The 24517-nt window shown below is 68.5% G+C and carries 16 protein-coding genes and 4 pseudogenes; 10 read left to right on the forward strand and 10 right to left on the reverse strand.

The features are described from left to right. Positions 1-130 precede the first annotated feature (130 nt). Both F9278_RS11900 and F9278_RS11905 read left to right on the forward strand, forming a co-directional pair. A pseudogene (locus F9278_RS11900) lies at positions 131-457 on the forward strand (DUF262 domain-containing protein); the annotation flags it as partial. Further along, positions 445-951: pseudogene (locus tag F9278_RS11905) on the forward strand (CBS domain-containing protein); the annotation flags it as partial. The pseudogenes F9278_RS11900 and F9278_RS11905, both read left to right, overlap by 13 nt. A 214-nt stretch (positions 952-1165) precedes the next feature. Here F9278_RS11905 and F9278_RS11910 read toward each other — a convergent pair. The 3 genes from F9278_RS11910 to pglY all read right to left on the reverse strand — a co-directional run bounded on the left by F9278_RS11910 (position 1166) and on the right by pglY (position 8807). Then, positions 1166-1759 carry a YncE family protein gene (locus F9278_RS11910; protein ID WP_226966706.1) on the reverse strand — a complete coding sequence of 198 codons (594 nt, stop codon included), beginning with the start codon at positions 1757-1759 and terminating at the stop codon, positions 1166-1168. 263 nt (positions 1760-2022) lie between these two features. Continuing rightward, positions 2023-4929, reverse strand: coding sequence for a BREX-2 system phosphatase PglZ (gene pglZ, locus F9278_RS11915; RefSeq protein WP_152168304.1), 2907 nt, complete (start codon positions 4927-4929; stop codon positions 2023-2025). Beyond that, positions 4926-8807 carry a BREX-2 system ATPase PglY gene (gene pglY, locus F9278_RS11920; protein WP_152168305.1) on the reverse strand — a complete coding sequence of 1294 codons (3882 nt, stop codon included), beginning with the start codon at positions 8805-8807 and terminating at the stop codon, positions 4926-4928. Before pglY ends, pglZ begins: the two co-directional genes overlap by 4 nt. 111 nt (positions 8808-8918) lie before the next feature. On the opposite strand from pglY, the gene F9278_RS11925 reads away from it, so the two are divergent. The 4 genes and pseudogenes from F9278_RS11925 (at position 8919) to F9278_RS11940 (ending at position 10965) form a co-directional block, all read left to right on the forward strand. Next, the gene (locus tag F9278_RS11925; RefSeq protein WP_226966707.1) at positions 8919-9251 is read left to right on the forward strand and encodes a hypothetical protein; all 333 of its coding nucleotides are present in this window, start codon (positions 8919-8921) and stop codon (positions 9249-9251) included. Continuing rightward, positions 9248-9646, forward strand: coding sequence for a PIN domain-containing protein (locus F9278_RS11930; protein WP_152168306.1), 399 nt, complete (start codon positions 9248-9250; stop codon positions 9644-9646). Before F9278_RS11925 ends, F9278_RS11930 begins: the two co-directional genes overlap by 4 nt. A 414-nt stretch (positions 9647-10060) precedes the next feature. After that, a pseudogene (locus F9278_RS46985) lies at positions 10061-10331 on the forward strand (hypothetical protein). After that, positions 10324-10965 carry a DUF6879 family protein gene (locus F9278_RS11940; protein WP_152168307.1) on the forward strand — a complete coding sequence of 214 codons (642 nt, stop codon included), beginning with the start codon at positions 10324-10326 and terminating at the stop codon, positions 10963-10965. Before F9278_RS46985 ends, F9278_RS11940 begins: the two are co-directional and overlap by 8 nt. Positions 10966-11084: 119 nt before the next feature. Here the strand turns inward: F9278_RS11940 and F9278_RS11945 are convergent, their stop codons facing one another. The 3 genes and pseudogenes from F9278_RS11945 to F9278_RS11950 all read right to left on the reverse strand — a co-directional run. Further along, entirely contained in the window at positions 11085-11960 is an 876-nt protein-coding gene (locus F9278_RS11945) for a hypothetical protein (protein ID WP_152168308.1), read from the reverse strand. Positions 11961-12270: 310 nt separating this feature from the next. Further along, positions 12271-12438, reverse strand: a complete 168-nt coding sequence (locus tag F9278_RS46990) for a DUF397 domain-containing protein (RefSeq protein ID WP_226967277.1) — start codon at positions 12436-12438, stop codon at positions 12271-12273. Continuing rightward, a pseudogene (locus F9278_RS11950) lies at positions 12433-12819 on the reverse strand (Scr1 family TA system antitoxin-like transcriptional regulator); the annotation flags it as partial. The gene F9278_RS46990 and the pseudogene F9278_RS11950, both read right to left, overlap by 6 nt. Positions 12820-13083: 264 nt before the next feature. Between F9278_RS11950 and F9278_RS11955 the strand changes: the two are divergent. The 3 genes from F9278_RS11955 to F9278_RS11965 are packed head-to-tail and all read left to right on the forward strand — an operon-like array spanning position 13084 to position 14145. Beyond that, positions 13084-13476: a hypothetical protein gene (locus tag F9278_RS11955; protein WP_152168310.1), complete on the forward strand. Its 393-nt coding sequence runs from the start codon at positions 13084-13086 to the stop codon at positions 13474-13476. A gap of 31 nt (positions 13477-13507) precedes the next feature. Beyond that, positions 13508-13858, forward strand: coding sequence for a DUF6247 family protein (locus F9278_RS11960; protein ID WP_152168311.1), 351 nt, complete (start codon positions 13508-13510; stop codon positions 13856-13858). Further along, positions 13855-14145, forward strand: coding sequence for a hypothetical protein (locus F9278_RS11965; protein WP_152168312.1), 291 nt, complete (start codon positions 13855-13857; stop codon positions 14143-14145). Before F9278_RS11960 ends, F9278_RS11965 begins: the two co-directional genes overlap by 4 nt. Positions 14146-14313: 168 nt before the next feature. Here F9278_RS11965 and F9278_RS11970 read toward each other — a convergent pair whose 3' ends face one another. Together F9278_RS11970 and F9278_RS11975 are read right to left on the reverse strand one after the other, a co-directional pair. Further along, entirely contained in the window at positions 14314-14517 is a 204-nt protein-coding gene (locus tag F9278_RS11970) for a DUF397 domain-containing protein (protein ID WP_152168313.1), read from the reverse strand. Then, the gene (locus F9278_RS11975; RefSeq protein ID WP_152168314.1) at positions 14514-15344 is read right to left on the reverse strand and encodes a helix-turn-helix domain-containing protein; all 831 of its coding nucleotides are present in this window, start codon (positions 15342-15344) and stop codon (positions 14514-14516) included. The genes F9278_RS11970 and F9278_RS11975 overlap by 4 nt, the downstream gene beginning before the upstream one ends. 203 nt (positions 15345-15547) lie before the next feature. Here F9278_RS11975 and F9278_RS11980 point away from each other — a divergent pair, with 203 nt between their 5' ends. Next, the gene (locus F9278_RS11980; protein ID WP_404819007.1) at positions 15548-16132 is read left to right on the forward strand and encodes an ATP-binding protein; all 585 of its coding nucleotides are present in this window, start codon (positions 15548-15550) and stop codon (positions 16130-16132) included. Here the strand turns inward: F9278_RS11980 and pglX are convergent. Together pglX and pglW are read right to left on the reverse strand one after the other, a co-directional pair. Further along, positions 16059-19679, reverse strand: coding sequence for a BREX-2 system adenine-specific DNA-methyltransferase PglX (gene pglX / locus F9278_RS11985; RefSeq protein WP_152168315.1), 3621 nt, complete (start codon positions 19677-19679; stop codon positions 16059-16061). The genes F9278_RS11980 and pglX overlap by 74 nt on opposite strands. Then, entirely contained in the window at positions 19676-24379 is a 4704-nt protein-coding gene (pglW, locus tag F9278_RS11990; protein ID WP_152168316.1) for a BREX system serine/threonine kinase PglW, read from the reverse strand. The genes pglX and pglW overlap by 4 nt, the downstream gene beginning before the upstream one ends. Between the last annotated feature and the right edge of the window lie 138 nt (positions 24380-24517).

The raw sequence follows: 24517 nt of genomic DNA on the forward strand, positions 1-24517 counted from the left end.
CAGTCTTCCATTTCCCAGGGCACGCCCGTGCGGGGGCGAGACGCCCTCTTCGCCGAATCGGTTGACGGTCACCTGAAGACACTGCTGGAATCACTCTCCGTACATACGGCAGCGTGGGAGTGGGACGAACGTGGCGGCACTCGACAATGTGAAGCTGAAAGACGTACTCGCGGATGTCGCGTCGGGCTCCTTACAGTTGCCCGACTTCCAGCGGAACTGGAAGTGGGACGACGACCGGATCCGCGCCATCATCGCGACGGTGACGCTGGATTATCCGCTCGGTGTGGTGATGACACTGCAGACCGGCGGCGCCACCCGCTTCCGCTCCCGGACACTCACCGGAGCACGCCCGGACGGGGATCCGGCGGCGGACCTCCTTCTTCTGGATGGGCAGCAACGCCTCACTTCCCTCTTCCAGGCCCTGTGGCTGGACGCCCCGGTGGAGAGGAGTTCTTCTCCGCCCTGCCGGTCATCCGCGAACACGGATATCTCCTGGTCCGGGGCGACGACGGCTGCCTCTCGGGCATCGTCACCGCCGCCGACGTGACGGACCGTTTCGAAGGCGCGGCACGGCCCTTCTTCATCGTCGGGGAGATCGAGTCCCTGCTGCGGCGATGCCTGGGCGCGGCACTGGACGAGGAGACCATCAAAACCGTTCAGACGAACAAGAAGGCCGAGCACCGCACCGGCCAGGTCTCCGACCTCATGTTCGGCGACTATCTGAAGCTCCTCGACGGCGACCAGACCAAGACATCACTGGCCGAGGCCGCCGACGCCAACTGGGAAGCCCTCAAGTGGCCCAACATGCCCAGGGAGCAGTTCATCGGCCGTCTGAAGCGAGTGAAGGACATCCGCAACCGGATCGCCCACTTCGACGAGAAGCCGCTCCCGCAGGAGCTGCTCGACGAGCTGACGACTTTCGCGAAGGTGCTACGGGCGTTCGTGTCCTGAGGCGGCGGGTGGCGGTCTCAGGAGGTCCGGTACGTCGGTGCAGCGTGGGGCCGGTGTCCTCCGGGACACCGGCCCCGTGTGCCGGGATCGGGAAACTGCCTGGCCCGGTCAGCCGACGAGCTCGACCATGACGGTCGCCGTGCCGGACACATGCGTGGCGTCGCCCGCGTAGGTGACCGTGTACTGGGGATACGTCATCCAGTCAGGCGGGGTGTCACTGAAGTGGAAGCTGCCGTCCCGTCTCCGCGGCCACGAGCCGGTCGGGCGCACCCGACGACGAGGCGAGCCGTGGCTTGCCGTACCAGACGGGGTTGTCGTCCAGGCGGACGGTCGGGTTCGCCTCGGCGATGGCGACCGACCCGATGCCGGCGTCGAAGACGGTCGCCTGGTAGCCGGAGAAAAGCCGGTCGCCGGCGAGGGCTACGCTCTCCGGTTCGGTGTCGGTCCCTGTGGAGACGCGCCGCGTCTCGGTCAAGGTCGCGGTGTCGATGACGGAGATCGCGTCAGCGTCCGGGAGCGCCACGTACAGGGTGGACTCGTCGGCCGACTCGGCCATGCCCCGCGCCCCGTCGAGACCCTCCACCTTCTTCACGACCTGCCCGTCGTGGTCGGTGGCCAGCACAGCGTCGTCGCCGGGCGAGCTGACATACACATGGCGGCTGTCGGCGAGGGTCTGCCAGTGCGACCGCAGGGGCAGGACGATGCCGCCCTGGGACTGTGCCGCTGCCGTGCCGGGGGCACCGAGCAGATTGAACGACGTGGCGGCCAGGACCAGCGCGACACCCGCCGCACGTCTTCGTAAATGCACCTTAGGAGCTCCTTCGCGTACGGAACCGGCCGCACGGGCGCGGCCGGCGGAACAACTGTATTGATCCGCACTGACATTGGGCCCGCAGAATGATCACGTGCGGAGCGCGCGGCAGGCCACGGACTCGCCGCATCCGAGCAGCTCCAGAGGTACGGGTGGCGCCGACTGCGTCGAGATCGTCGTCGCACCCTGCGCCGTTCATTCCCGGCGAACACACGGCTCGGGATGCCTTCAGTCGAACGCCAGAGGCACCCCGGCCGCTGTCAGTTCGCCCCGAGGGCGAACTGCTCGCGCAGCAGCCCCTCATGGAGCCGTAGCGTGCGCCCGTCCGGCAGGGTCTCCAGCACCTGCACGCCGTCGTAGTTGAGGAGCTGCCGCAGGACCGCCGCGAAGCCGTCGCCTCGGGTGGTGGGCATGCCCGCGCGCTGGGCGAGAGCGGTCACGGGCAGTGTGCCACCCGCGTCGAGCAGCGCGGCGAGGGCCTTGTGGACCTGCTCCTGCTGCGGCTTGCGGGCCAGCCCGTCGAGCTGCACCTGATACGTCTGCGAGTCGAGCAGCGCCTTCACGAGCACCTCGGTCCGGGAGACGAGGGTCGGTGTGAGCAAGGTGTCCTCTCCCCCGGCGGTCGGTGCCACGTCGAACAGCGCGTCGGGCAGCGACTCAGGGTCGGGCTGCTTCCTGCGGGGTTTCGCCGCCCCCTTCTTCGGAACCGCGCCGACCAACTGGGCCGAACGCTCGCCCGGCACCGGCCTGCCCGCCTCCTCCGGAGCCCACCAGGGTGGCCGCTGGTCTCCCAACTCCCGCCACCCCTTGGGCGGTTCCGCCCCGAACGGCAGGAAGGCGAGGACCGGGATGGTGAACTCGGCGAGGGAGGCTCCGCCGTGGTAGCCGGCCTTGAGAGCGGTGTAGCGGGAGTCCGCGTCCCAGAGCGCGACGATGGACGCGCCGGGCTCGGGCCAGACCACACGCGGCCCGGTGAGGGCGATCTCCCGTTCGCCGATCGGTCCGCCACCGGGCAGGCGGTGGCGCGCGGACGCGGGCTCGGTGGTCGCGTCGGCCTTCGTTCCGTGCCGGTCGACGACGTGGCCGTGATCGCTGGTGACGACGACCGCCATGCCCTGGGCCGCCGCCACCCGGAGCAGATCGCGCAGGCCGGGTACGTCGTCGACCCGCCAGGTCCCGTCGCCGATTTTCTGCTCCTTGGCGAGGCGGTCGTCGATGGCATTGAGGACGACGGCGACATGGGTCCTGCCGTCGGTGAGCGCTTCCGTGAGAGCGGGGCCGAAGGTGTCGCCCGCGGTCTCGGTGCGCAGGTCGTCCTTGTGGAAGACGGCGGCCGGTGCCCCGCTCCACAGCTTCAGCGCGGGGAAGAGCCTCTTCTCGTCGGCCTGGGTGCCCTTCATCAGGGTGCCCGCGAAGAGCGATGTCCGGGACACGGCCGTCACCGTGGGGAGGGCGGCGGCCATCGCCCGTCGACGCGGGGTGTCCTCGGCCAGCGGGTCGAACTCCGCCCAGGAGCGGCGCAGTTCCTCACCGAGTTCGTTCGCTATGGCCGCGCTCATGCCGTCGAGCACGAGGAGCAGCACCCGCCTCTCCTCCCCGCGCCGGACGACGGGTCCGACCACCCGGTCGAGGAAGGTCTCGACGGTGAGCATGGCGCCGGGCCGGGTGCCGTCCTGTGTCCAACCGGACAGCGAGCGCGCGAAGTTCGCGTCGATCTGCCGCCGCCGGTCCCGGACGCGCGCGCCGAGGGTGTCGTAGGCGGCCTTGAGAACGGAGTCCGGGTCGCCACCGGCCTCGATGTACTCCAGGGCGAGGTCGGCCCAGCCGGTCTCGCCGATGTGTCGCTGTATGGCGTCGGCGACGGTTGGGGCGTCGGTGGACGGATCGGTGGCCAGCCAGAGGGCGAGGCGCTGCCCCATGCGGGCACGCTCGATGCGGGCGGACTCCTCCGGGTCGGCGGCGAGCCTGTGGTCCGCGAGTCGTCGCACGGCCGCCGTGACCGTAGCGGCTTCGCCCGCCGCGAGGGCCCGGCCGACGGCGGTGAACCGGGCTTCCAGTCCGCCGCGCAGGACGGGGCTCGCCGCTACGGCCGCCTCCGCGCCGAACTGGCGGGCCAGCACGGCGGCCCGGTCGAGCACGATGCCGCTGGTGCGGCGCGCTTCGCGGGCCTGGTCGGCGTCGACGCCGCCGATCCGGTGTCCGGCCGTCAGCAGCGTGCTCACGTATTCCTCGGCGGACCGTCCGAAGACGCCCACCAGGGCGTCGAGTTGTTCGCCGACGGCCGGGGGCTGGTCGCCGAAGTAGCGTTCGGCACGGCCCCGGGCCTGATACGTCTCGGGTGCGGGCTCGGCGTGCCGCCACAATGCCTCGCATACGAGGCCGAAGGCGGCGGCGTCCGTACCGCGCTCGGCGTCGACGAGAGCGAGCAGAGCGCGCCCCGCGAGACCTGCCTGGTCCTCCTCCCCGAGGAAAGCGGTCAGCCCGGCGCGCTCGGGACCCCGCAGGGTCGGCAGCCGCTCGGGAGCTCCGGGCCGGGTAGACCAGTGCAGCAAGGTCTGCGCGTCGAGCCGGTCCTCGCCGTGGCGCCGCGTACCGCCCTCGGTGTCGTAGCGGCCGAGGCGCAGGCGGCGCTGGGCGAGAGCGGTGAGGGCGTACTGCCGGGACAGCCAGCCGCCGGGCACCGGCGGCCAGCCGCCGGGCGGGGTCGCGTCGAGCAGCGCTTCGGCGGCCCAGTTGGCGTCCTTCAGGCGAGGGTCGATCTGCCGGGCGCCGAACGCCTCCCGCACGACGTCCCAGCTGTCGACCATGTCGATGCGCTTCTTGTGGACGCGGGCGACGATCGCCGGGTCGAGTTCGTTCTGCTCGCGGTCGGTGAGGACGACCAGGACGGCGGGGCCGGGGCGCCGGCCCGTCAGATGGTCGAGGACGAGTTCGTGGACGGCGAGCGGTGAGGGCGCGACCGCGACGCCGGCCGTCCGACCCTCGCCCCAGGCGGGTTCGGTGGTCCCGTCCCACTGAAGCGCCGACCGCAGGAGCACGACCCGGCGCCTGCCCCCGCCGTCTCCGGTCAGGGAGGCGGCGAGGGAGGACTCCGAGGACAGGTACTGGGTCACGGTCGCGGTGTTCAAGCGGACAGCGCCCGGTGCGGCGGCGACGGTGTCCGTCATTCGACGACCTTCCAGGTGATCTCGATGGTCGCGTCGGGGTGGCGGGCGGCCAGTTCGGACAGTTCCGCCCGGAGGTCGGCGGCGGCGCGTGCCACGGTCGTACGGCGGCCACCGGCCGTCCGCGCGGAGCCGCCGCCCGAGGAGGCCGACGTGGGTGCCTCCGGCGGGGCGTAGGGGATACGCGGGTCGCTGGTCGGTGTGTTCAGGGACAGGTCGTCGGCCGTGGGCCGCGGCGCGACGGGCGCGGGCGGCTGGGCGGCGGCCTGGTTCCGCTTCAGCAGGGCGACGACCTCGCGCTGGGTACGGGCGAGGGCCTCGCGCAGGTCCGCGGTGCGCTGGTCGTCCCGGGCCACGTTGCGCAGCGATTCGAGCAGCGCCTCGCCCTCAGGTCCGGTGGCGAGTTCCAGGGTGCTCCAAGGGGCGGAGGCCACGGCCTCGGCGACGGCGCGGGACTGCTTGATGGAGGTCCCGTAGCGGTCGGCGCTGGTCTCGCCGAGGTCGAAGGAGGCGAGGGCCTCCACGGTCCTCTTCGCCCCGGCCGCGCCCTTGCCGGCCTCCGCCGTGAGCGCGTCCAGCAGTTGCAGGGAGCGACGGGCGAGGGCGAGCCGTCCGGTGTCGGCGGTCTGGTCGAGGCCGAGGAAAGAGGCGTGGGCCTCCAACTGGTGCACCAGGTCCGCCGCGTGGTCCCGGTGGGCTCGGGCGGCCTCGATGATCTGGCGGGCGAACTGGTTGATCATGCGACCGCGCCACAGGGCGGGCGGCTTGGCGCCGAAGATCGTCTCGAAGCGCTGCCGTGCGATGTCCCAGTCACTTTCGGCGGGCCGCGGCTGGTTGCGCAGCGCGTCGAGGTCCTTGATCGCGGACAGTTCGGGCGCGGGGTCGAGGACGGTGCCGCCGCGTACCCACACCCGGTCGTCCATCTCGGCGAAGGAGGCGACGACGAGCCGGGCGAGGAAATCGGGCAGGCCGCGCGGGTCGGGCTTGTCCGTCCAGTCGGTCAGGGTGATCAGGGTCAGGTCCCCGGTGACGCCCTGGGCGCTGGCGAGCTGACGGAAGTGGTCGGCCCAGTAGCGGGACAGCTCGAAGTACGCCTCCTTCTGCTGCCCGAGGCGCAGGGGTCCGGCGATCCGCTGCATGAGCTTGCGGTCGACGGCCGGGACCTCCACCCGCCCGTCACGCGCTTCGGCGGCGGACCGGACGTGGGTGAACACCTTCTTGGTGTCGATCGACTTGACGGCGATGCCGGTGCCGTCGGGGTCGAGGTCGGGGTGCGCCGGGTACTGGTGGACGAGCAGCTTGCCCGCGACATGCCGGATACCGTCGTGCAGGCTCTGCCCGATGGACAGGGTGAGACCGTCCACGTCGGGCAACGCGACGAGGTGGTCGTCGAAGTCGGGCACGACGTCGGCGGCCTGCTTCTGGGCGAGCCCGTACGCCTGCTTGAAGGCACCCTTGACCTGCTTGAGCAGAGCCTCCCGCTGGGTTTCGAGGAGCCCCTTGGCGCGGCTGCGGTTGTCGGCGTTGAGATGGCCGGCGTACTGGGTGTCGAAGCGGTGCTCGTCGGCGAGGGCCTTGTCGATGACGACGAGGCGCCGGAAGTCCGCGAAGCGCTGTGCGGACAGGTGGGCGGGCAGCCAGGCGACGACACGGGACCGCTCGCCCTGCTGACGTTCGCGCAGCCGCCGGATGCGGTTGACGTCCTCGACCGGGCCCCACTCCCCCTCATCGAAGGGGAGGTCTATGGCGATGCGCCAGCGGCCGTCCTCCTGCGGCATCAGATCGTGGTCGGGCAGCTCGTCCTCGTCGGCGACGTTGCCGAACACGATCTCGGCGGTGCGGGAGGTACCGCGCCATACGAAGCCGAGCTGGTCGCTCAACTGCCCGTGCTCGACGCCCAGTTCCTCGGACAGCAGACGGCGCGCGAGGGCGACCCGGTTGCCGGGGTTGTCGTTGACCTGGGCGTTGGCGATGACGGAGTCCACGTCGACGCCTGACAGCTCCAGCCGTACGCCGGGGTTGGCGTCGGTGCCGGTCTCCTTGATCTCGGGGAACCTGGCCGCCCAATCGGCGACCTTGTTCTTGATGATGCCGACCTCGGCGCCCGGGATGGGCGCGAGCACCGACCCGTGGTTGAGCGCGCCGAGCCGCCGGACGGTCAGCTCGGCCAGCGCCGGCACGCTGGGCGCGAGCGCGGACAGCAGCAGGGTGCACACGAGCCGGTTGTCGCCGACGAACATGCGGCAGCGGTGGGCACGCTGCTGGTCGGTGATGGCCTCGGGCCGGTTGACGAACTGCTCGACGTCGTCCTCGGTGATGTCGTACGAACTGAGCAGGTAGGGCCGCAGCTTGGTCTTGTACAGCTTGTCGGCGGCCTCGAAGACGACCTTCAGACTGTCGGTGAACGGCTTGTCACCGCCCTTGGCGATCACCGGGTAGAGGTCGCCGACGGGGATGAGCTGCCCGAGCCGGATCTCGCCCCGGTGGTCGGCGAGGAGTTCGCCCATCAGCTTCAGACCGGTACGGGAGCGCTGCAGCGCGGACGAGATGTGGACGAGGGTGTCCATGAACGCCGGCGAGAACGGGTACGTCAGCCGGAACGACTCCGCGTCCGCGCCGGTCGTGCCCTTCTCCGAGCCGAGGAGGGTGTCCCAGACCTGGGTGCCGACCCGCTTGGTCTGCTCGAAGGCCGCGTCGATGAGCCTTTCCGCGTCGGCGTCCTTCGGCTTGAGGATGCGCGCGTGAGCGATCTGTGGGAGGTTGCGGTCCTCCAGGGTGATCTTGTCGAAGCGGCCGGAGGCCAGGTTCAGGGTGTCCTGGATGGAGGCTTCCGCCGCGCCGGACACCTCTTCGCCGACGAGTTCCCGCAGGTCGCGCTGGCGGGCGATGAACGACACGACGGGGATGGCACGTCGGGCGTCGCCGCCCTCCACGAAGTTCGTGATCTTGCTGGCCTCGCGGGCCACGAACTTCTGCTCGTGGATCAGGGTCGCCAGCCAGAGGATCAGCTCGTCCAGGAACAGGATCAGTCCGTCGTAGCCGAGCGACTTGGCGTGCTCGGCGATGACCGACAGACCGGCGTCCAGGGAGATGAAGCCGTGCTCGTTCTCGACGGCGTTCTTGGCGAAGCCGGGGAAGAGGTTGGTGCTGGCGTCGTTGACGAGCTTGGCGCGCAGCTCGGCCGGGGTGGAGGGATTACGGAGGTTGAGCGGGGTGCTCCCCTCGTGGTTCTCCTCGGCGGCGAGAGCGGTGTCGAGGAGCTGCGGGGTCCACGCGAAGCCCTCACCCCACTCGTCCGTCTCCCCGTCGCCCGCGTCGCCTCCGCCCAGGCCACGGACGACCGCCTCGTCACCGTAGGTGGCACGGTTGGCCCGGATATCGGCGAAGAGGGAGTCGGTCCGGTACACCTGCGGGGTCGGGGCGTCCGGGTGCAGCTTCTTGACATGGGTGACGTACCCGCCGAGCACCCGCTGTTCGAGGGCCTTCGCGCCGAGCATGTGGTACGGCACGAGGAGGAACTTCTTGCCGTCCGTGGTCAGCCACTCGTGCTTGGTCAGCACCGGGTCGAACTCGGTACGGGCACGGGCGGCCGGGTCGCCACTGAGCAGCGCGTACAGCACGGCCATGAAGTGCGACTTACCGGAACCGAACGAGCCGTGCAGGTAGGCCGCCTTGGAGCGGTGCCCGTCGAGCGAGGACTTGATGAGCGCCAGCGACTCGTCGAAGTTCTCCAGCAGCCGCTCGGTGACGACGTAGTCCCTGAGCGCGTTCTGGGCGCCCTCGGGTGTCGTCGCCTCCGCGAGGGACAGCACGAAGTCCGATGTGGAGATGTTCTCCTTGATGTCGATGACATCGCGGAGCAGGGGCGGCTGCTGGGCCATTACCGGTCACGCTCTCCATCTGGCGGCTTCCGCCGCCGCTTGCTGCTCGATCGTGTGAAATATCCACTGTCGGTTTGGCTGCCTACCCAGACCCTCGGTATGGTCGATGGTATGGCAACCAAGAAGTACACCGTGACGCTTCCCGAGGAGCTCGCCGAGGCCATCCGGACCGAGGTCGGCCCCGGCGGCTTCAGCCGCTATGTCACGCAGGCCATAGAGCGCCAGCGTGAGCGGGACCGCCTCAGTGAGGCAGTCGACTGGTGGGAGAAGGAATACGGCGAGGTCACCGAGGCGGAGATGACCGAGGCAGAGGCCGAGCGCCGGGAGATCGAGCGCAGGCACGCGGAACTCGCCCGTGCACCGCGCGCAGCCGACGAGGCACAGGAGCCGCTCCCCGAGGCGCAAACCGCTGAGTCGTCCGGCGCATCCCGGAAGGCCGCGTGAACGGCGCAGCGGCCTACCTGCTCGACAGCGAGGGCCTGTCCCAGTGGGTCCGAGGGGAGCGCCGCATGGGCATGCGCATCAGGGACGCCCTCAAGGCAGACATTCGAGTCATGACCACATCGATGACCTTGATCGAGGCCTACAACCCGACGCGCTATCTCCCGTCCTGGCAGTGGGCGCTCTCCCAGATCCGCGTTGAAGCGGTGACCAAGGAGATCGCCGACGAGGCGATCCGCCTCGTCAAGGAGACCGGCCTGCACGGCCACAAGTACGCCATCGACGCGGCCCTCGCCGCTGTCGCCCTCCGGCAGCCCGGCCCGGTCACCGTGTTCACGTCGGACGAGGACGACATGCGCAAGCTGTGCGCCGACCGCGTGGTCGTCGTGAAGCTCTGAGCCGAACACGGCCCGTCCCCCTTCGCGCTTCGCTTCTTTCGGTGTGTCCGCGCTCCCCCCTGACGCGAGGCCGGCCACCGGTCCAGATCGTAGGGGAGAATCCGGATATACGGACAGGTGGCGATAGCCGCGACCTGCCAATCCTACGGACGTCCGTACGCCGAGCGTCACCCGGCGAAGGCCGGCCCCGTGTGAGCGGCTGGACCGGGGAGTACACCCGCCCCGACGTCGAACGAACCGTCGCGCATGTGCATGATTTCCTTTTCGGCCAATATCATTCCACCCCTGAGCGACATGGGACAAGGAGGAATCGATCCTCGCCATTACCCCCGCGAGCCGGATCTAACACATGGTGAGGCAGACGGGTTGCGCGCTACAGTGAGGCATCCCAACCGATCGAGGGGGCGATGGTAAATGGCCAGGCCATGGGAAGCGGATCCGGACACGAGCTTCAAACGCCGCCTGGGAAAAACACCCCCAGGAACTCGGAAACACAACCGGAACGCCTGACTGCCCGGACATCTGGGAACTCACCAACGGCGACATCGCCGTCATCGGCCGGGACCTCACCCAGTCACTCGGCAGGAACCTGCCCGACGGGGTCTCGATCGGACCGGACGAACGCCTCGTGGTCATCCCCAGGAACATGCTCATCGCGGCGAAGCCGGATATCCCCAGTGTTTGACTCCTTCCCGGGCGGCGCCTCCGAACGCCTGGACCGCCCGACGTACCACGCGGACTTGGGCCGGGTCTACAGCAGCGGGATCGGCTTCCTCAACAAGCTTGAGCGCGGCCAGCACTTCAAGGAGCGCGGCTTCCCGAGCTGGGAGGCCTTCGCCGACGGCGACTGGGAGAGGGCGCTGTCCCTGGCCGACGACAGGCGCGAGGACTACACCCAGGAACTCCGCCAGGCATCGCGGCTGGGCGTCACGCACCGCCGCCTTCGCGTCGTGGAATTCCCGATCACGCCGTATGTGCAATGGGAGTTGTTCGTCCTGCGGGTGCGCGTGGACCTGGGCGACGACATCAAGGTTCTCGACGCTCGCGATATTTCGAGTATCGAGCGGACTCGCCTGGTTCCTGAAGAAGTGGTGATTCTCGGCGATGTGGCCATGTATGAGGTCGTTTACGACGAGGACGGAAATGCGGCCGGAGCCAACCGTTACGCCGACCGCTCACTGATCCGGGAAACGAACGCCGGATTCGATGCGCTTTATGAACGCGGCGAGGGATTTCACGATTTCTTCGACCGGGAGATCCTCAACCTGGCTCCGCCCCGGGTGTCCGGCGTCGCGACGGGCAGTCGCGGTTCACGGTGACCAGCGGGGCGGGATGACGAGCGAGCCCTCATGCCGACAGATCACCGCCCCCGGAGGCAATGACGAGCTCGCCCGCAGCATCAGCCACTCCTTCTGCAGCCATGAGAGCACTCGCGGCGTCAAGACTGCGGTTCTTCCAGCTTGACGGCAGTGGAGTCCGCGCTGTGCTGGTCAGCATGTGCTGTGGCGAAAGAGGCGTCGTCTTCAACGACGTCACCGTCCACGACTTCCCCATCCATCACTCGGTGCGTCGGCTCCGCCAGCGGCAGGCTGGCGAGGTGCTTCTTGAGCCTCTTGGCCATCGGTAGGTAGGTCGCGAGAGTGAGCGTGCCGGAGACAGCGGCCCCGATGAGGGGGATGGCCTTCGAGACGCTCTTCGCGAAGGACTGCTTTGTCATCTGGACGCCAAGGTAAGCCGCGACCTTTTTCACGATCGGGTAGATGACGCCCTTGGTGAGTGCCTTCTGAGGCAGCTTCTTGGCGACCTGCTCCGCCATCATCCCGGCGACCTTCCCCACAGCGGCGTTCGCCGTCTGGGTGCCGAACATCACGCCGAAGAACAGCGTGAGCACCCCCATGGTCGCGTCATCGACGTCATCGCCGTCGTCGGAGAACAGATCGGGCCAGCTGTAGAGGTACGCGAGCTTCTGCGCGATACGCACCATGTGGCCGAAGTACTGGGCCACGTCGGCGGGCACAGTGGCGGGAAGGGCGAGGATGCCGGGAATCCCGGCAGCTGCGGAGAGCGCGCTGACCTTGGCGGTTTCGAAGCGGATGGAGTCGTTGGCCACTTTGTCGAGAACCTCGACAGTGATGCCCGCCGCAGCGGGGGACTCTTCCACCGCTTTTCGGATGTCGTCCTCGGAGCAGTGGCGAGCCAGCGCACTTCGGAGGTACGCCTCCCTGTTGATACGCACACCCGGAAGCTTTGCTGCCGCCAGCAGCACCGCAGAGAAGCGCGACTCGGGGTTCTCGTTCACTTTGCCCGGTTTCATGGCAGGAATCTACAGTAACTGCGCGCTCCAAGAGCCGTACTGTGTCAGCTCAGTTGGGGCCTCGTTGTGTCAGTGACGGTGGCGTGTGGGCGGGGTCCATCACGATGTCGATCGTCACCCGGAAAGGCGACCGCTGTTGCGAAACGGCCGTCTCCGGGCAGACGTTGATCGCCGTGGCAGTCAGCGCCGACGCGGCACCCGGCGAGCAAGGCGACACGAGGGCTGCTGAAGGTGCTGCGGTGGCAGGTGATGCGCAGGGCCCTCGGCAAGCACATGCCCACCGGAAGGCCCTGCCATCGGGCCACCCCTGTCAGAGTGCCGCGAACTCGATGAACGCGGTCCACGCCGTGGGGTGCACGGCCAGTGCGGCGCGGGTTGTGTCTTTTGAGTCGCGGACGTGGACGCTGGCGGGGCGGGTGGCGACCTCGACGCATTCGCCGCCCTCCTCGCTGCTGTAGCTGCTCTTGTGCCACGCCAACTGGGCGACGAAACTGGCGAGCGGTGCCTCACGGCCGGACAAGATCTCCTGCCGAGCCAGGCGCGCACCGACTCGCTGCTCGATCAGGTCGTCATCCATGGGTGGCCGCATCATCATGAAGATGGCCCGCGCATACTCCTCGGTCTGCAAGAGTCCGGGCACCGCCTGGTTCGCGTACACATGCGACTCGACCGCCTCTGCCTCCAACCGTGCCGCGTCCCGGAAGAACGCCGGATACTGCGCCCGAGCCACCTCCTCCTTGCTCGCGCTCAACACCCCACCCGCCTCCAGCACTTCATCAGCCCGGTCGATGAACTTCGGCGGTGGAATACGTCTGCCCTGCTCGAACGCCGCGATGGTCGAGGCCGAGTACCCGGTCAGCAGCACCCCGCACCCGAACGCGAGTTCACCATGCGCTTCACCTCAACCCCACGCGACACTGCGCGCCGCGAGCGCGGCGGCCTTCTCCGCGGCCGGAGCAGGGGGCAGCCCCGCGTGACGTGACTTCGCGCGGAGCTGCGCACGTCTGGATACCGCGTACTGAGGCCCGGGGCACCGTCACCGTTTTCACGTTCGGCATGACACCCTCACCCGTAGTACCGTTTCGATCCGTAGAACATGCCGTCACGAGAACCAGGGCCCAACATGCCGGCGACAGGAGAGACCGAACGCGCCCCCAACGTCGGGAAGGCCGTATGGGAGAGCGCGAGCGAACGCGCCAAGAGCGAGGGACTACCTCTCATCTGGGTCATGAGCCGAGCCCTCACCGACTACGCCGCCGGAACCCTCACCCTGTCCCGCACCACCGCCAGCCCTGAGGCCGGACCACGCCGCGGCCGGACCGTCTTCGCAAGCGACACCGTATGGAACGAAGCAGACAAGCGTCGCATAAAGGAAAAAGTCCGTTCGATGTCCGCACTCTGCGAGATCCTTCTGGACGCCTACGCCCGAAGCGAGATCCACCCGTACGCCCGCATGGTCACCACTGCCCAGCGTGACGAACTCAAACAGACCACACCCACCCCCGTAGCCGCCTGACGAACGTCGTCGCCGAAAAGGAACGCCGCTCATGACCACGCTCACCGACACACCGGCGGGTCCGCTCATCCCCATGCCGGACAGGAACCCCGCCGCCCTCCGTGTCGCCGTCGCCCGCCTCAGCCCCGAAGCCCTGCCCAAGTTCGACACCCACTGGGCCGAGGCCATGAACCAGGCCCGCGACGAGTTCAGCCTTCTGCCCGGCCGCCACTTCGTCGATCACTGGTGGGCATGGGTCGCCGTCCAGCGGTGGCCCGAACGAGCCACCCGCTTCCAGGCATGCGAACACATCGTCGCCACCAGCGACGACAAGGACGCCCGCCGCGCCGCCTCCGCCGAACTCGGCCGCATCCTCGCCGACGCGGAGGCCGACGCCGCGTGAGTGACTGGACCTGGGAGTACAACCCGGACGCCGAACACGTCGTCGGTGACCTCCCCGAGCCCCACCGGCACGAAGTCGAAGACCTCGCCCGCCGCATCGCCGAAGCCGTCGGCGTCCGCCGCATCGGCCACCCCTTCGACATCCAGGAATCCGCTTCCGGCGTCAAGACCCACGCCGAAGGGCCCGTCATGATCTGGTATCAGGAGGACTACCGCGATGACGTCGTGCTGATCCTTCGCGTACAGCACTACCTGGCCCCCGCCGCCGACCCGGACGGCGAGAACTGACGGGCTCGCACCACCACCAACGCCCTGCTCCGAGGCTGGAGCGGGGCGCCGACGTGTTACGGGCTACGCGCGGAACTACCCGTCCATCACGCCACGGGTGAAGCCGCCCCGCACATCCGGGCTGATCACGAGGGCAGGACGGTCCCGCCCGCCGAGGGCCGGCCCCTGTCAGAGTGCCGCGAATTTGACGAACGCGGTCCACGCCGTGGGTTCTACGGCGAGTGCGGCGCGGGTTGTGTCCTTTGAGTCGCGGACGTGAACCCTGGCGGGGCGGGTGGCGACCTCGACGCATTCGCCGCCGGAGCCCGTGCTGTAACTGCTCTTGAACCAGGCCGACTGAGGTACCGGCTTTATGAGCTGTTGGGCGTTCATCTCTCTCCAAGCAACTTCTCGATGAGGGCCAGCGACTCACCCGGAGTGAGTGCCTGGGCCCGAAGGATGCCGTACTGCTCCTCGATCTCCCGCACCTGCCTCCGCTCCGTGTAGAGACGGCTGTCCTTGTACGCCTCCACGTAGGCGATCCTCTGCCCTTCGTGTGTCTCGATCAAGGTGAAGGGCCCTTCCAACGCGGCGTGCTCGTCCCGCTCAATCGGCATCACCTGGATCTCCACGTTACGCCGGTGTCCGTGCAACAGAATCTGCTCCAACTGGCCCCGCATCACAGCCCGTCCACCAAGCGGACGCCGCAGAACGAACTCCTCGATGACGAAGCTGACGGTGGGCGACAGGGGCCGGGAAAAGATCTCCTGACGTGCCAGACGAGCCACGACCCTCTGACTGATGGTCTCCTCGTCCAGCAGCGGACGCCACATGGAGAAGACCGCTCGCGCGTACTCCTCCGTCTGCAAGAGCCCCGGTACAGCCTTGGTCGCATACACATGCAGGGCTGCGGCCTTGGTCTCCAACCGTGCCGCGTCCCGGAAGAACGCCGGATACTGCGCCCGAGCCACCTCCTCCTTGCTCGCGCTCAACACCCCACCCGCCTCCAGCACTTCATCAGCCCCGTCGATGAACTTCGGCGGTGGAATACGTCTGCCCTGCTCGAACGCCGCGATGGTCGAGGCCGAGTACCCGGTCAGCGCCCCGAGCCTCGCGCGATCCATCCCCGCCCGCTCCCGGAACAGCTTCAACTGCCGCCCGAACACACACAACATGCCCGACCCGACCTCGTACTCCGGCTGCTGAACCTCGTCGTCCACGCCGCGACTCCTCCCGTACGACCACCACAGCCACCGAACCCGACCCAACACGCGGCGTCGGAAACCGGTCACGCCCCGCGCCGCACACAAGCACACGGCGCACGCGTACAGTCCGCACCCGTCAGCGCATCGCTCCTGGTCAACGCTACGCAGAGTCCGCGACCGTTGACCCCATGAAGTCAGCAACTCCCCCGAACGGGCATATGCCACAGCACCCCGCACCCGAACGCGAGTTCACCATGCGCCTCACCTCGACCCCACGCGGCGCCCGCCTCGCCCGCCGACTCGTCTCTCACCGCCTGAACGACTGGGGCCACCCCTACACGACCCCGGCCAACGAGACGCTCACCCTCATCGCAGCGGAACTCACCGCCAACGCCGTACGCCACGGCCACGTCCCCGGCCGCGACTTCCGCCTCCAACTCACCCTGGCCGAGGGCACCTTCCGCGTCGAGGTGACCGACACCCGAGCCGAGAGCCAGCCCCCGTCCACTCCTCCGACCCCTGACTCCGCATCCGAGTCCGGCCGCGGCATGTTCCTCGTCGCCGCCCTCGCGGACGACTGGGGCGTCACGCCTCGCCCGGCCGCCCCCGGCAAGACCGTATGGGCCGAGCTGCGCCTACAGACCGAAGGCCACCCGCGCATGCGCCAGGTGGCCCCTCGTCAGGCAGACTCGGCATCGGCGTACAGGCACGACACCGAGTCGTTTCCGGCTACTTCTTCGCGGCGGCGCGACGACCCCGGGTTGCGGCCGGGGGCTGCCAGTTACGGAGATCGTCGTCGGTGAGTCCGTGCTCGCCCTGCATCTGCTGACGGTAACCGGCGAAGAAGTCCGCAGGGGAGCCGCTATAAGCCATGTCGAACTCGTTGTGCCACTGGGACAGCCACGGCTGGAGTTCCAGCAGGCCGGCGAGGAACGGCGTGATCTCCTCGGTGGACAGCGCGGTATTGGTGAAGTACGTGGCGAGAGCCTGCGCCTGCTCCCGGTGGTCCCAACCGGCCCACCCGTACAGCTCGGGGGTGGCGGCGTTGGTCTGCCCGTAGGAGACGAACCGCTCCTTGGGCACGTCAAGCTTGCCGCGCGCCCTCCAGTAGGACGGACGGAGGAAGTCGGCCGAGGTGTACTTCGGCGGCACGGGGATGGAGTCCCGAATCTTCCGCTTGGCGGGCTCGTCAGGAGCGGCATCCTCCTTGCGCTGGAGGTCCCAGACCTCTTCCCAGTCGGCGCGTTTCTTCATTCCGGCGGGCTTGTAGCGCAGGGCGGAGAGGAACGGCACGTGCTCGTCGGTGATCAGCTCGGCGACGACCTTCGCGAGTTCCTTGCGGGGCGCGTAGAGCTTGGCTACGGAGACGAAGTCCTCGTCACGGGAGAGAGCGTCGGTGAGGCGGCCCAGGGTGAGGATGACGGGCTGACCGTTCTCGTCAAACCAGTGACCGCGATTCTCCAACCGGTCCAGCAGCCAGGAACGCAGGGCCTTGCCCTGGAGGCCGTCCCAACCCTCGGTGGACCAGCGACGCTTGTACTCAGGGCGCTCGACCATGCCAATCGCACGGTTCGACTCGATGGCATCGATCCGCTTCCGAACGACCTCACGGTAAGGGGCGGGCCAATGGGCGGGGATCTCCGTGATGGGAGTGGAGTCGTGCCGCTTGAACCATTCGTCACTCGCCTCACCTGCGGCGATGCGGCGCGCAAGGACGATCTCGAAGGCACGCTCGCCGAGGGCAAGTTCCGGGATGTTGGGGTCCTCGGGGTCATCGGAAACGCGGAGGTCTTCGGAGTGGAGGTTGTAGAGGGAGTAGACCTGCCAGTCCAGCTCCTCTTGAAGGGTAATCATGCGAGCGCGAACGGAGGCCCAAAGAGTCTTGGCCTCGCGGAGAGTCAATGCGGCAGGAACAGACCGTGCGGCTACCGCCTCGGGACCGGTGGACGACAACTGCTGGGCGAGATCGTCAAGAGCAACGGAATGAGCGGTGGGATAGTTGGCAGGCAGCGGGAAACTCTGCAGCGGCGTGCTGTTGAACTGATAGAAATCGTCGAAAGGAACAGTACTTTGACGGGCCCCCTTCGAGTCCACTGTACTGCCCATATTGTGGCTGACCTGCTTCATCCAGAAGCCGGCGATAGAACTGTTAAGCAGCCCCACCAGCCGCAGATGTTCCTCCTCACTCCCACCCTTGCGTAGCTTGATCACCGGCGCCGACTGCTTGAAGACCTTCCCCCCTCGATCCAGCACGAAGTGATTGTGAGTGGCGACGAAAGCAAACGTGATAGTCAGAGGTGTCCGGAGTTTGGCAGGATAGAGCTCCTGCCACTCATACCAGGTGAGACCCCGCTCAAGCATGGGCGTACCAAAGCGGCGACGACGCGAAATGACAGACCAATAGGGGCGCAGGAACCGGTCAACTTCCGGGATGTCATCAAGATCGAGAACCTTGAAATTCGAATCATAAACCCAGGCAGCATCGAAGATAGAGGTGATCTGATAGTCCCGAATTATGTCGCCGGTAATTACAGAGCGCACATTTTTGATACCGCACCTGTTTGCACTTCCGTTAGCAGGCAGCAAATACAGGTCATCTTCTCCGGTAACGCATGAGATGCCGGCCTCGGCCGTGATATCCCGAAGGCTGCCAACCGACTCCTCCGACAGCTTTTCCACAATTTCAAGGCCACCGTCAGTCAAGCTCCACGGCTGTCGATCGAAGTAGCGCGCACGCTCCAAATCGCCCACCGAAACCCATCGGCTTACAGAGCCGGGCCTGTCGATCTGCTGCGTGATCGCCTCCCAAACCAGCCCGACTTCGCCTTCGGCGGGAACGGAAGGCTCACCCTGAACACTGCGGACGGTCCGGACGGTCTTGGAACGCCGGTTACCTTCACGCCTCTTGCCGATCAAGATAACCGTCGGTGTACCGTGCCCAGGAATATAGGCACCCGAGGTGTCGATTACTTCCGTCAACTCCACCTTTTGCCCGAAGTACACCTCGATTAGTTTCGCACCAAACTCCCGCTTCATAAAGGAGCTGGCCGTAATCTGCCCCACCAGACCGTACCCACTCCCCTCAGGACCACCGCGCTTGGCCAGCTCAAAGAACCGCTGCACGAAAGGCACTGACAACGCATATTTACCGGCACATGCGTCATACAGCTCGCGGTACAGCGCGTTCAGCTTCTTGTCCTTCACCGTGATGTATGGAGGGTTCCCCACCACCACGTGGTACCGGCCCTGCTGCAGAATCCCCGGATGCTCGTGCACGTCCTCCGTGGCGTAGGCGAATGAGGCCAGCGGGTCATCCACCCCGTCCTCGTCCCCGCCCAACGTCAACTCCAACTGCCTGGCCTTGATGAGCGAATCCCCCACCGCCAGATGAATCGGCCACTCGTACCTCGCCGCCTCCCTCAGCGTCCGCACTCCGCTCGCCGCCATAGCCGCAACCAGCAACCGGAACCGAGCAATAGCCACCGCGAACGCGTTGATGTCCACCCCGTGCACCGAGTCCAGCGCAGCCCGCACCCGCTCATGCACATCCCGCCCCGGCTGCCCCTCCCCCCACAGCCGCACCAACCGCCGAAAAGCCCCCAACACAAAGTGCCCCGACCCACACGTAGGGTCGATCATCTTCAGTTCCTCGTACCCGAACTCCCGCACAGCCGGATTCATCGTCCGGTCGAGGATGAACTCCTCCACGAACTCCGGCGTCTGGAGCAGCGCATACGTCTTCCGCGCGGCCTCGCTCAGGTCCTGGTACAAGTCACCCAGGAACCGCGTGTCCCAGCCCTCCGTACCGTCCTCGTTCAGCGGGTCGGTGAAGTCGTGGACGAGGACGCCCGCCTTGTCCCTCCCCCGCCAGAACTCGACCAGGTCCCGCGCACCGTCATGCGACAGCGGGACCTGGTACAGCGGGTTGTGCCGCTGGTCGAAAAGAAGCCGCCCCGCCTGCCCCTGCCCCAGCTCCTCGAACGCCTTCTCCAGCCACCCCCGGTACGTCGGATCCTCGTCCGACTCCACATACGCGTCGTACCGAGACTCCGCCAACTCCCGCCGGTCACCGTCCGGCCCAGTCAAGTACGGCTCCGGAATCAGCCGGTTGTCCTCGCAGAACCGCACAAAGACAGTCCCCAGCACCCACGCCACCGCGACCTGCGTGACCCGCTCGTCCAGCCACGAGGTCCAAGTCGCCGCCGTACGCCCCAGCTTCCGCGCCTGGTCGTACTCGGCCTTCAACCGCGCGCCGACATCCCCCAGTGCCTTCACCTGGCGCCCGAGGTCGGTCTCGACCGCCTTGACCTGCTGCTTCAGGTCGTTCAACAGAGCCTTGCGGTCGATCACTTGACGTCTCCCTCGACACCACTGGCACTAGCCACACCCTCACCGGACCCGCGATGGGCGTTGCCCACCCACGTGTCCGGAAGCTGAATCCACTCCCCCAGGCCCGCCTGGTACGGCACCGCCACCTGTCCGAGCCGGGGCTCGCGCGACGGGTCGCTCTGCGGAACCAGGAGCCACAGCCCCCGCCCGCCCCGCCGCGCCGCCGACGCCAGCCGGTCCAGGACGCCCATCGCGTCGTAACGCGCGAACACCCCGGCCTCCGTCAGCAGCACAGGACCACCAGAACCGGCCCCGCCCCCGCCACCCTCACCCAGCAACCCCGCGATCCGGGGCTCCACCGCGCCCCACGCCGTCCGCGCGTACTCCGCGAACCGCACCGCTCCCGTCGTGCCCGGCTCGGCGGCGTCCGCCTTGAGCAAGGTCTCCCAGGTCGGCTTGGTGCCAGGCGTGACCAGCGCGTGCAGGGCCTCCAAGAACAACTCCGTCACCGACACCGCATCCGTGCCCAGCCGCCCCGCACCCAGCTCCCGCACCGCGTCCCGCACCAACTGCTGCCGTACCGTCAGCACCCGGTACCCGTCCCGGCGGGCCGACGCGAGGAGCCGTTCCTCCGCACGCACCGCTCCCGCGAGCTGCGGATCGTCGGCGTACCGCGTCACCGCGCCCGTACGCGTCGACTGTCGCCACGCACCCGTCGTCAGATAGCTCGACGCATCGTCCACCCGCGTCGGCAAGTACCGCAGCACGCCCTCACGTTCGTGCATGTTGAGCGACAACTCGAAGCCCGCGTCGCGCAACGCCTTCGTAAGCGGGCCACCCGTCGGCAGCTCGTGGTGCGTGCCGCCGCGCCCGTCAGGGACGACCATCTCCGGGAAGCGAGCCCGGACCCGCTCGTGTACCGCCTCGCCGGTCAGCCCCGGCTGCTGTCCCTCCGGCATACCCGGGATCCAGCGCACGAGCCCCGCCTGCGTGAGCCGCAACGCCCGGACCAGCGACAGGTCCCGCGGATAAATCTCCAGACGCGGAGTAGCCGCAGCATTCACCGACGCCGCAGCCGCCAGCTCCACCATCCGCCGCTCGTCCCAGTCCACCGCGCCCGGCGGCACCGTCAGCGTGCCCAGCTCGGCCAGGACGGTCGCGGCCGTCGGCAGGGTGTCCAGCTTGGCCAGCCGGTCCGCCGTACGACCAAGACGAGTCGCGTACTCCAACAGGCCCGGCGCGGTCGGGGTGTCCGGGCCGTCGTTCTCCCGTACGTCGAGGGCGAGCAGGCCGGCGCCCAGGGACTCGTCCGTCGCCTTGCGGTTGGGCTGGTGCTGGAACTCGGCTTCCTGCGGCAGCAGTTGCTCGACCTCGACCACAGCCCGTACCGCCGCCAGCGCCATCGCACGCCGCTGCTCGCGCCCCGCGAGATGCGTGCCGCGCCGGACCGCCAGGGCATCCGCGATCTCCACCGCCGAGGCGACGCGCCCCATGCTCACCAGCAGGTCGATGATCTCCTCGCGCAGTGCCTGGACGGCGGGCTCCGCCTTCCAGCGCCTGCGCTCGTCCTTGAGCAACTGCGGGATACGGCCCTGGCTCAGCCCAAGCCCCTCCGCCACGTCCTTCTGCTTCGGCCAGACCCCGATGTCGGGCAGCACGCCGCGCTCGTCGGGCAGGCGCAGCAACAGCCTTACCATCTCCGCCTTGTTGCGGTTGGAGCCGTTGTTGTTGACGGCGGGCACGAAGACGGTGGCGAGGGTGTCCAGGCTTACGGAGCGGAGCGTGCGGGGGGACAGCAGGCCGGCCGAATCCCCCGTCGCGAGCTGGCCGACGACGGCCGACTCGGCAGCCGTCAGCTGCTCCAGCTCCTCCTTGGCCTCCGCGCGACCCTTCGGTGTCAGCGGCGAGACGGGGACCCCGCGCAGCCGCTCGCCCCACTCGCGCTGCCGCTGCTGGACCTCGTTGCGGGTCTTGGCGCCCAGTCCAGGGGCGTTGACGAGCTTGCGGCGGCTGTAGTCGAGCAGTTCGCCCACCGTCGTGATGCCCAGGCCGTACAAGAACGACTGGGCAGCGGGCGTGAGGCCGGAGACCGTCAGCGGAGTATCCCGCGTGACCTCGGCGGCGAGGCGGTCGCGCTGCTGCTGGGCGGTCTCCGGCTCGGCGTCCGCGATCGCCACCGCGGCGGCGCCCTCGGCGGGTGTGCCCTCCCCCGTGGCCGCCGCGACCGGGTGGCGGGAACGGTGGCTGGACGGGACAGTCTGCGAGGCGTCGAGGAACACCTTGCGCCAGGCGTCCCGCATCGGCTTCAGCTCGGGGTAGCGCTTGGCCGCGTCGCGATGCAGGGCCTTCTGGAAGAAGGCGACGAGACCGTCCCGTACGGCCGGGTCGAACGCCTCGGCCGCGATGGTCGGGTACGGCCACTCCTTCGCGTCGGTCATGCGGGGCAGGACGCTGCCGTCGCCCCACTTGGGCAGCTCGCCGGAGGCCATCTGGTGCAGGGTGACGGCGACGGCGTACCGCTCGGCGTGGGAGTCGTACGAGCCGCGGGTGATGACGTCGACGAAGGGGTCGAGGTAGCCGTCGGTGCCCGCGTTGGTGCTCTTCGCCGGGTAGCCCGCGAGGGAGAAGTCGATGAGGACGAGTTCGCGGGTGCGGTTGGGGCGGATGCGGATGGCGATGTTGTCGGGCTTGATGTCGCGGTGCCAGACGCCCTCGCCCTCCAGGAAGTCGACGGCGCCGAAGAGGTAGTCGCCGTACGCCTCCAATTGGTCGACCTGGAGGCGGCCGTTCTCGCGGAGCTGGCGGGAGACGGTCTCCTCGCGGCGGCGTGGACGTGCGCCGCCCTCGGCGCCCTGGCCGTTGTCGTCGCGCTCGTCGCCGACGTACTCCAGGGCCAGGACGGTACGGCCGCCGATGTGCAGCGGCTCGGGTTCGACGAGGCGGATGATGCCGGAGTGGGGGCGCAGACGTCCCATGGCCTCGGCCTCGCGGGCGAGGATCTCGCTGCGGCTGTCGGAGAGGGCGACCTTCAGCACGGCCAGCGGGCGGGTCCTGCGGGCTTCGGCCTGAAGGTCGCGGACGAGGAAGGCGCGGCTGGTGGAGCCGGTGCCGAGGCGGCGGCGGATCTCCCACCGGCCGGCGAACACGTCACCGGCGACGGCCTCCAGCGGGTCCTTGTCGGCGGCGGTCCCGTCGTCCTCGCCGTCCGACCCCTCCGTAGCTGTGGCGGCCTGGGCCGGGGCGGTGAGCGAGTCCTCGACGACCTCCAGCAGCTCCAGGAACTCGTCCACGCTGGACAGCCGCTGGCCCGGCCGGTAGGCGGTGGCGGCCTGGACCAGGAAGTCCACGTCCTCCGACAGGCCGTCCACGAGGGAGCTGGGGCGCAGGCCCTCCCCCGCCTCCAAGCGGGCGAGCAGCTCGGCCTGGCTGGCGGCCGGGGCCTTTCCGGTGGCCAGGAGATAGGTGAGGACACCGAGCCCGTACACGTCGAGGTGGACCGGGTCGGGCTTGACGGCGGTGAGTTCGGGGGCGAGGTAGGCGTCGGCGTCGTCGGCCAGGTGCATCGCGGACAGGGCGGTCGGTGCGAAGCGGGTCATGCCCTGGGAGGAGTCGCCGCTGCGCTGGGTGGCGATCTGCCAGTCGGAGATCTGGAGGTGCGGGGTGAGCCAGGCGGCCTCCTCCCCCACGGCCCGGCCCTTCCCGCCGCGCGGCCGGGGGACGACGAGCACGGAGCGGGCGGCGAGCGCCCGGTGGTGGATGCGGCTGGAGTGCGCGGAGCGCATGGTCTCGGCGATCTGGCGGACCAGCGCCATCCGGCCGAGGATGTCCAGCTTCTCGCCGTACTGGACCAGGTACTCGTCCAGCTTCAGGGTGTCCGGGTGGTAGTCGAAGATCAGCGCGGGGCCGGCGGCATGTCCGGAGGGGAAGTACTGCTTGAGCTCGACCACGCCCGGGTGCTTGAAACGGCCCAGCACCGCGGCCTCGCGCCGGGCGGCGTTCTCGACGGACTGGCGCAGGGAGGCGTCCGAACCGCGCTCGCTGAGGTAGATGCGGACGCGTGCGGCCTCGGGCAGGTCGCTGTGACGGGCGAGGTAGTCCGCCCAGGTGGGCCCGGAGTCGAAGGACTTCCGCTCCAGCTCGTACGGGCCGACCTTGTACTGCGCGTCGCTCTTGCGGATGCCGATGTTCTTGAGGGCCGCCTCGATCTCGCGCGAACCGATCGCCGTGATGCGGCGCCGCTCGTCACGCGGAGGCTGCTTGAGCAGCTCGACCAGCTGGTGGACGGTGTACACGCCGTTCTGGTCATGGGCGGGCAGACGTACCCGGAGGCCGTTGTCCGTGAAGCAGACGGCCTCGGCGACCCAGACCCGCTTGCCGGCGGGCAGCGCGAGCAGGCCGGCCAGTTCCTTGGCCTTGCGGTTGACGAGATGCAGCGGGTTGCCGTGCGTACGGCGGCGACCGCCTGGTGTGGTCTGTACCCAGGTGCCGTTCTCGGAGGTGACCGAGCCGTGCCAGTCCTTCAGCTCGATCATGCAGACGCCGCCGGGGGTGACGACCAGGAGGTCGACCTCCCGGACGTGGCCGGTGTTCGCGGTGAAGGTGAAGTTCGACCAGGCACGCCAGGGGTCGGAGTCCGGCAGCTTCTCCCGGATCGCGTCCAGGCCACGGCGTTCATGATCGAACTCGGACTCGGTGACCGTGACCCACCGGCCTTCCCGCATGCCTGTTCCCCGCTTCTCGTGTCCCGCAAGGGCGACCGTTCCCCGTGGTCAGACCCTCGACGCAGATCCTAGTGGCTGGTCGTGCCGTGAAAAGAGGCGGCGAAGGACGGGAGCGTGGAATATTCCACCCTTATCATC

It is taken from the genome of Streptomyces phaeolivaceus, assembly GCF_009184865.1.
Lineage (GTDB): Bacteria > Actinomycetota > Actinomycetes > Streptomycetales > Streptomycetaceae > Streptomyces > Streptomyces phaeolivaceus.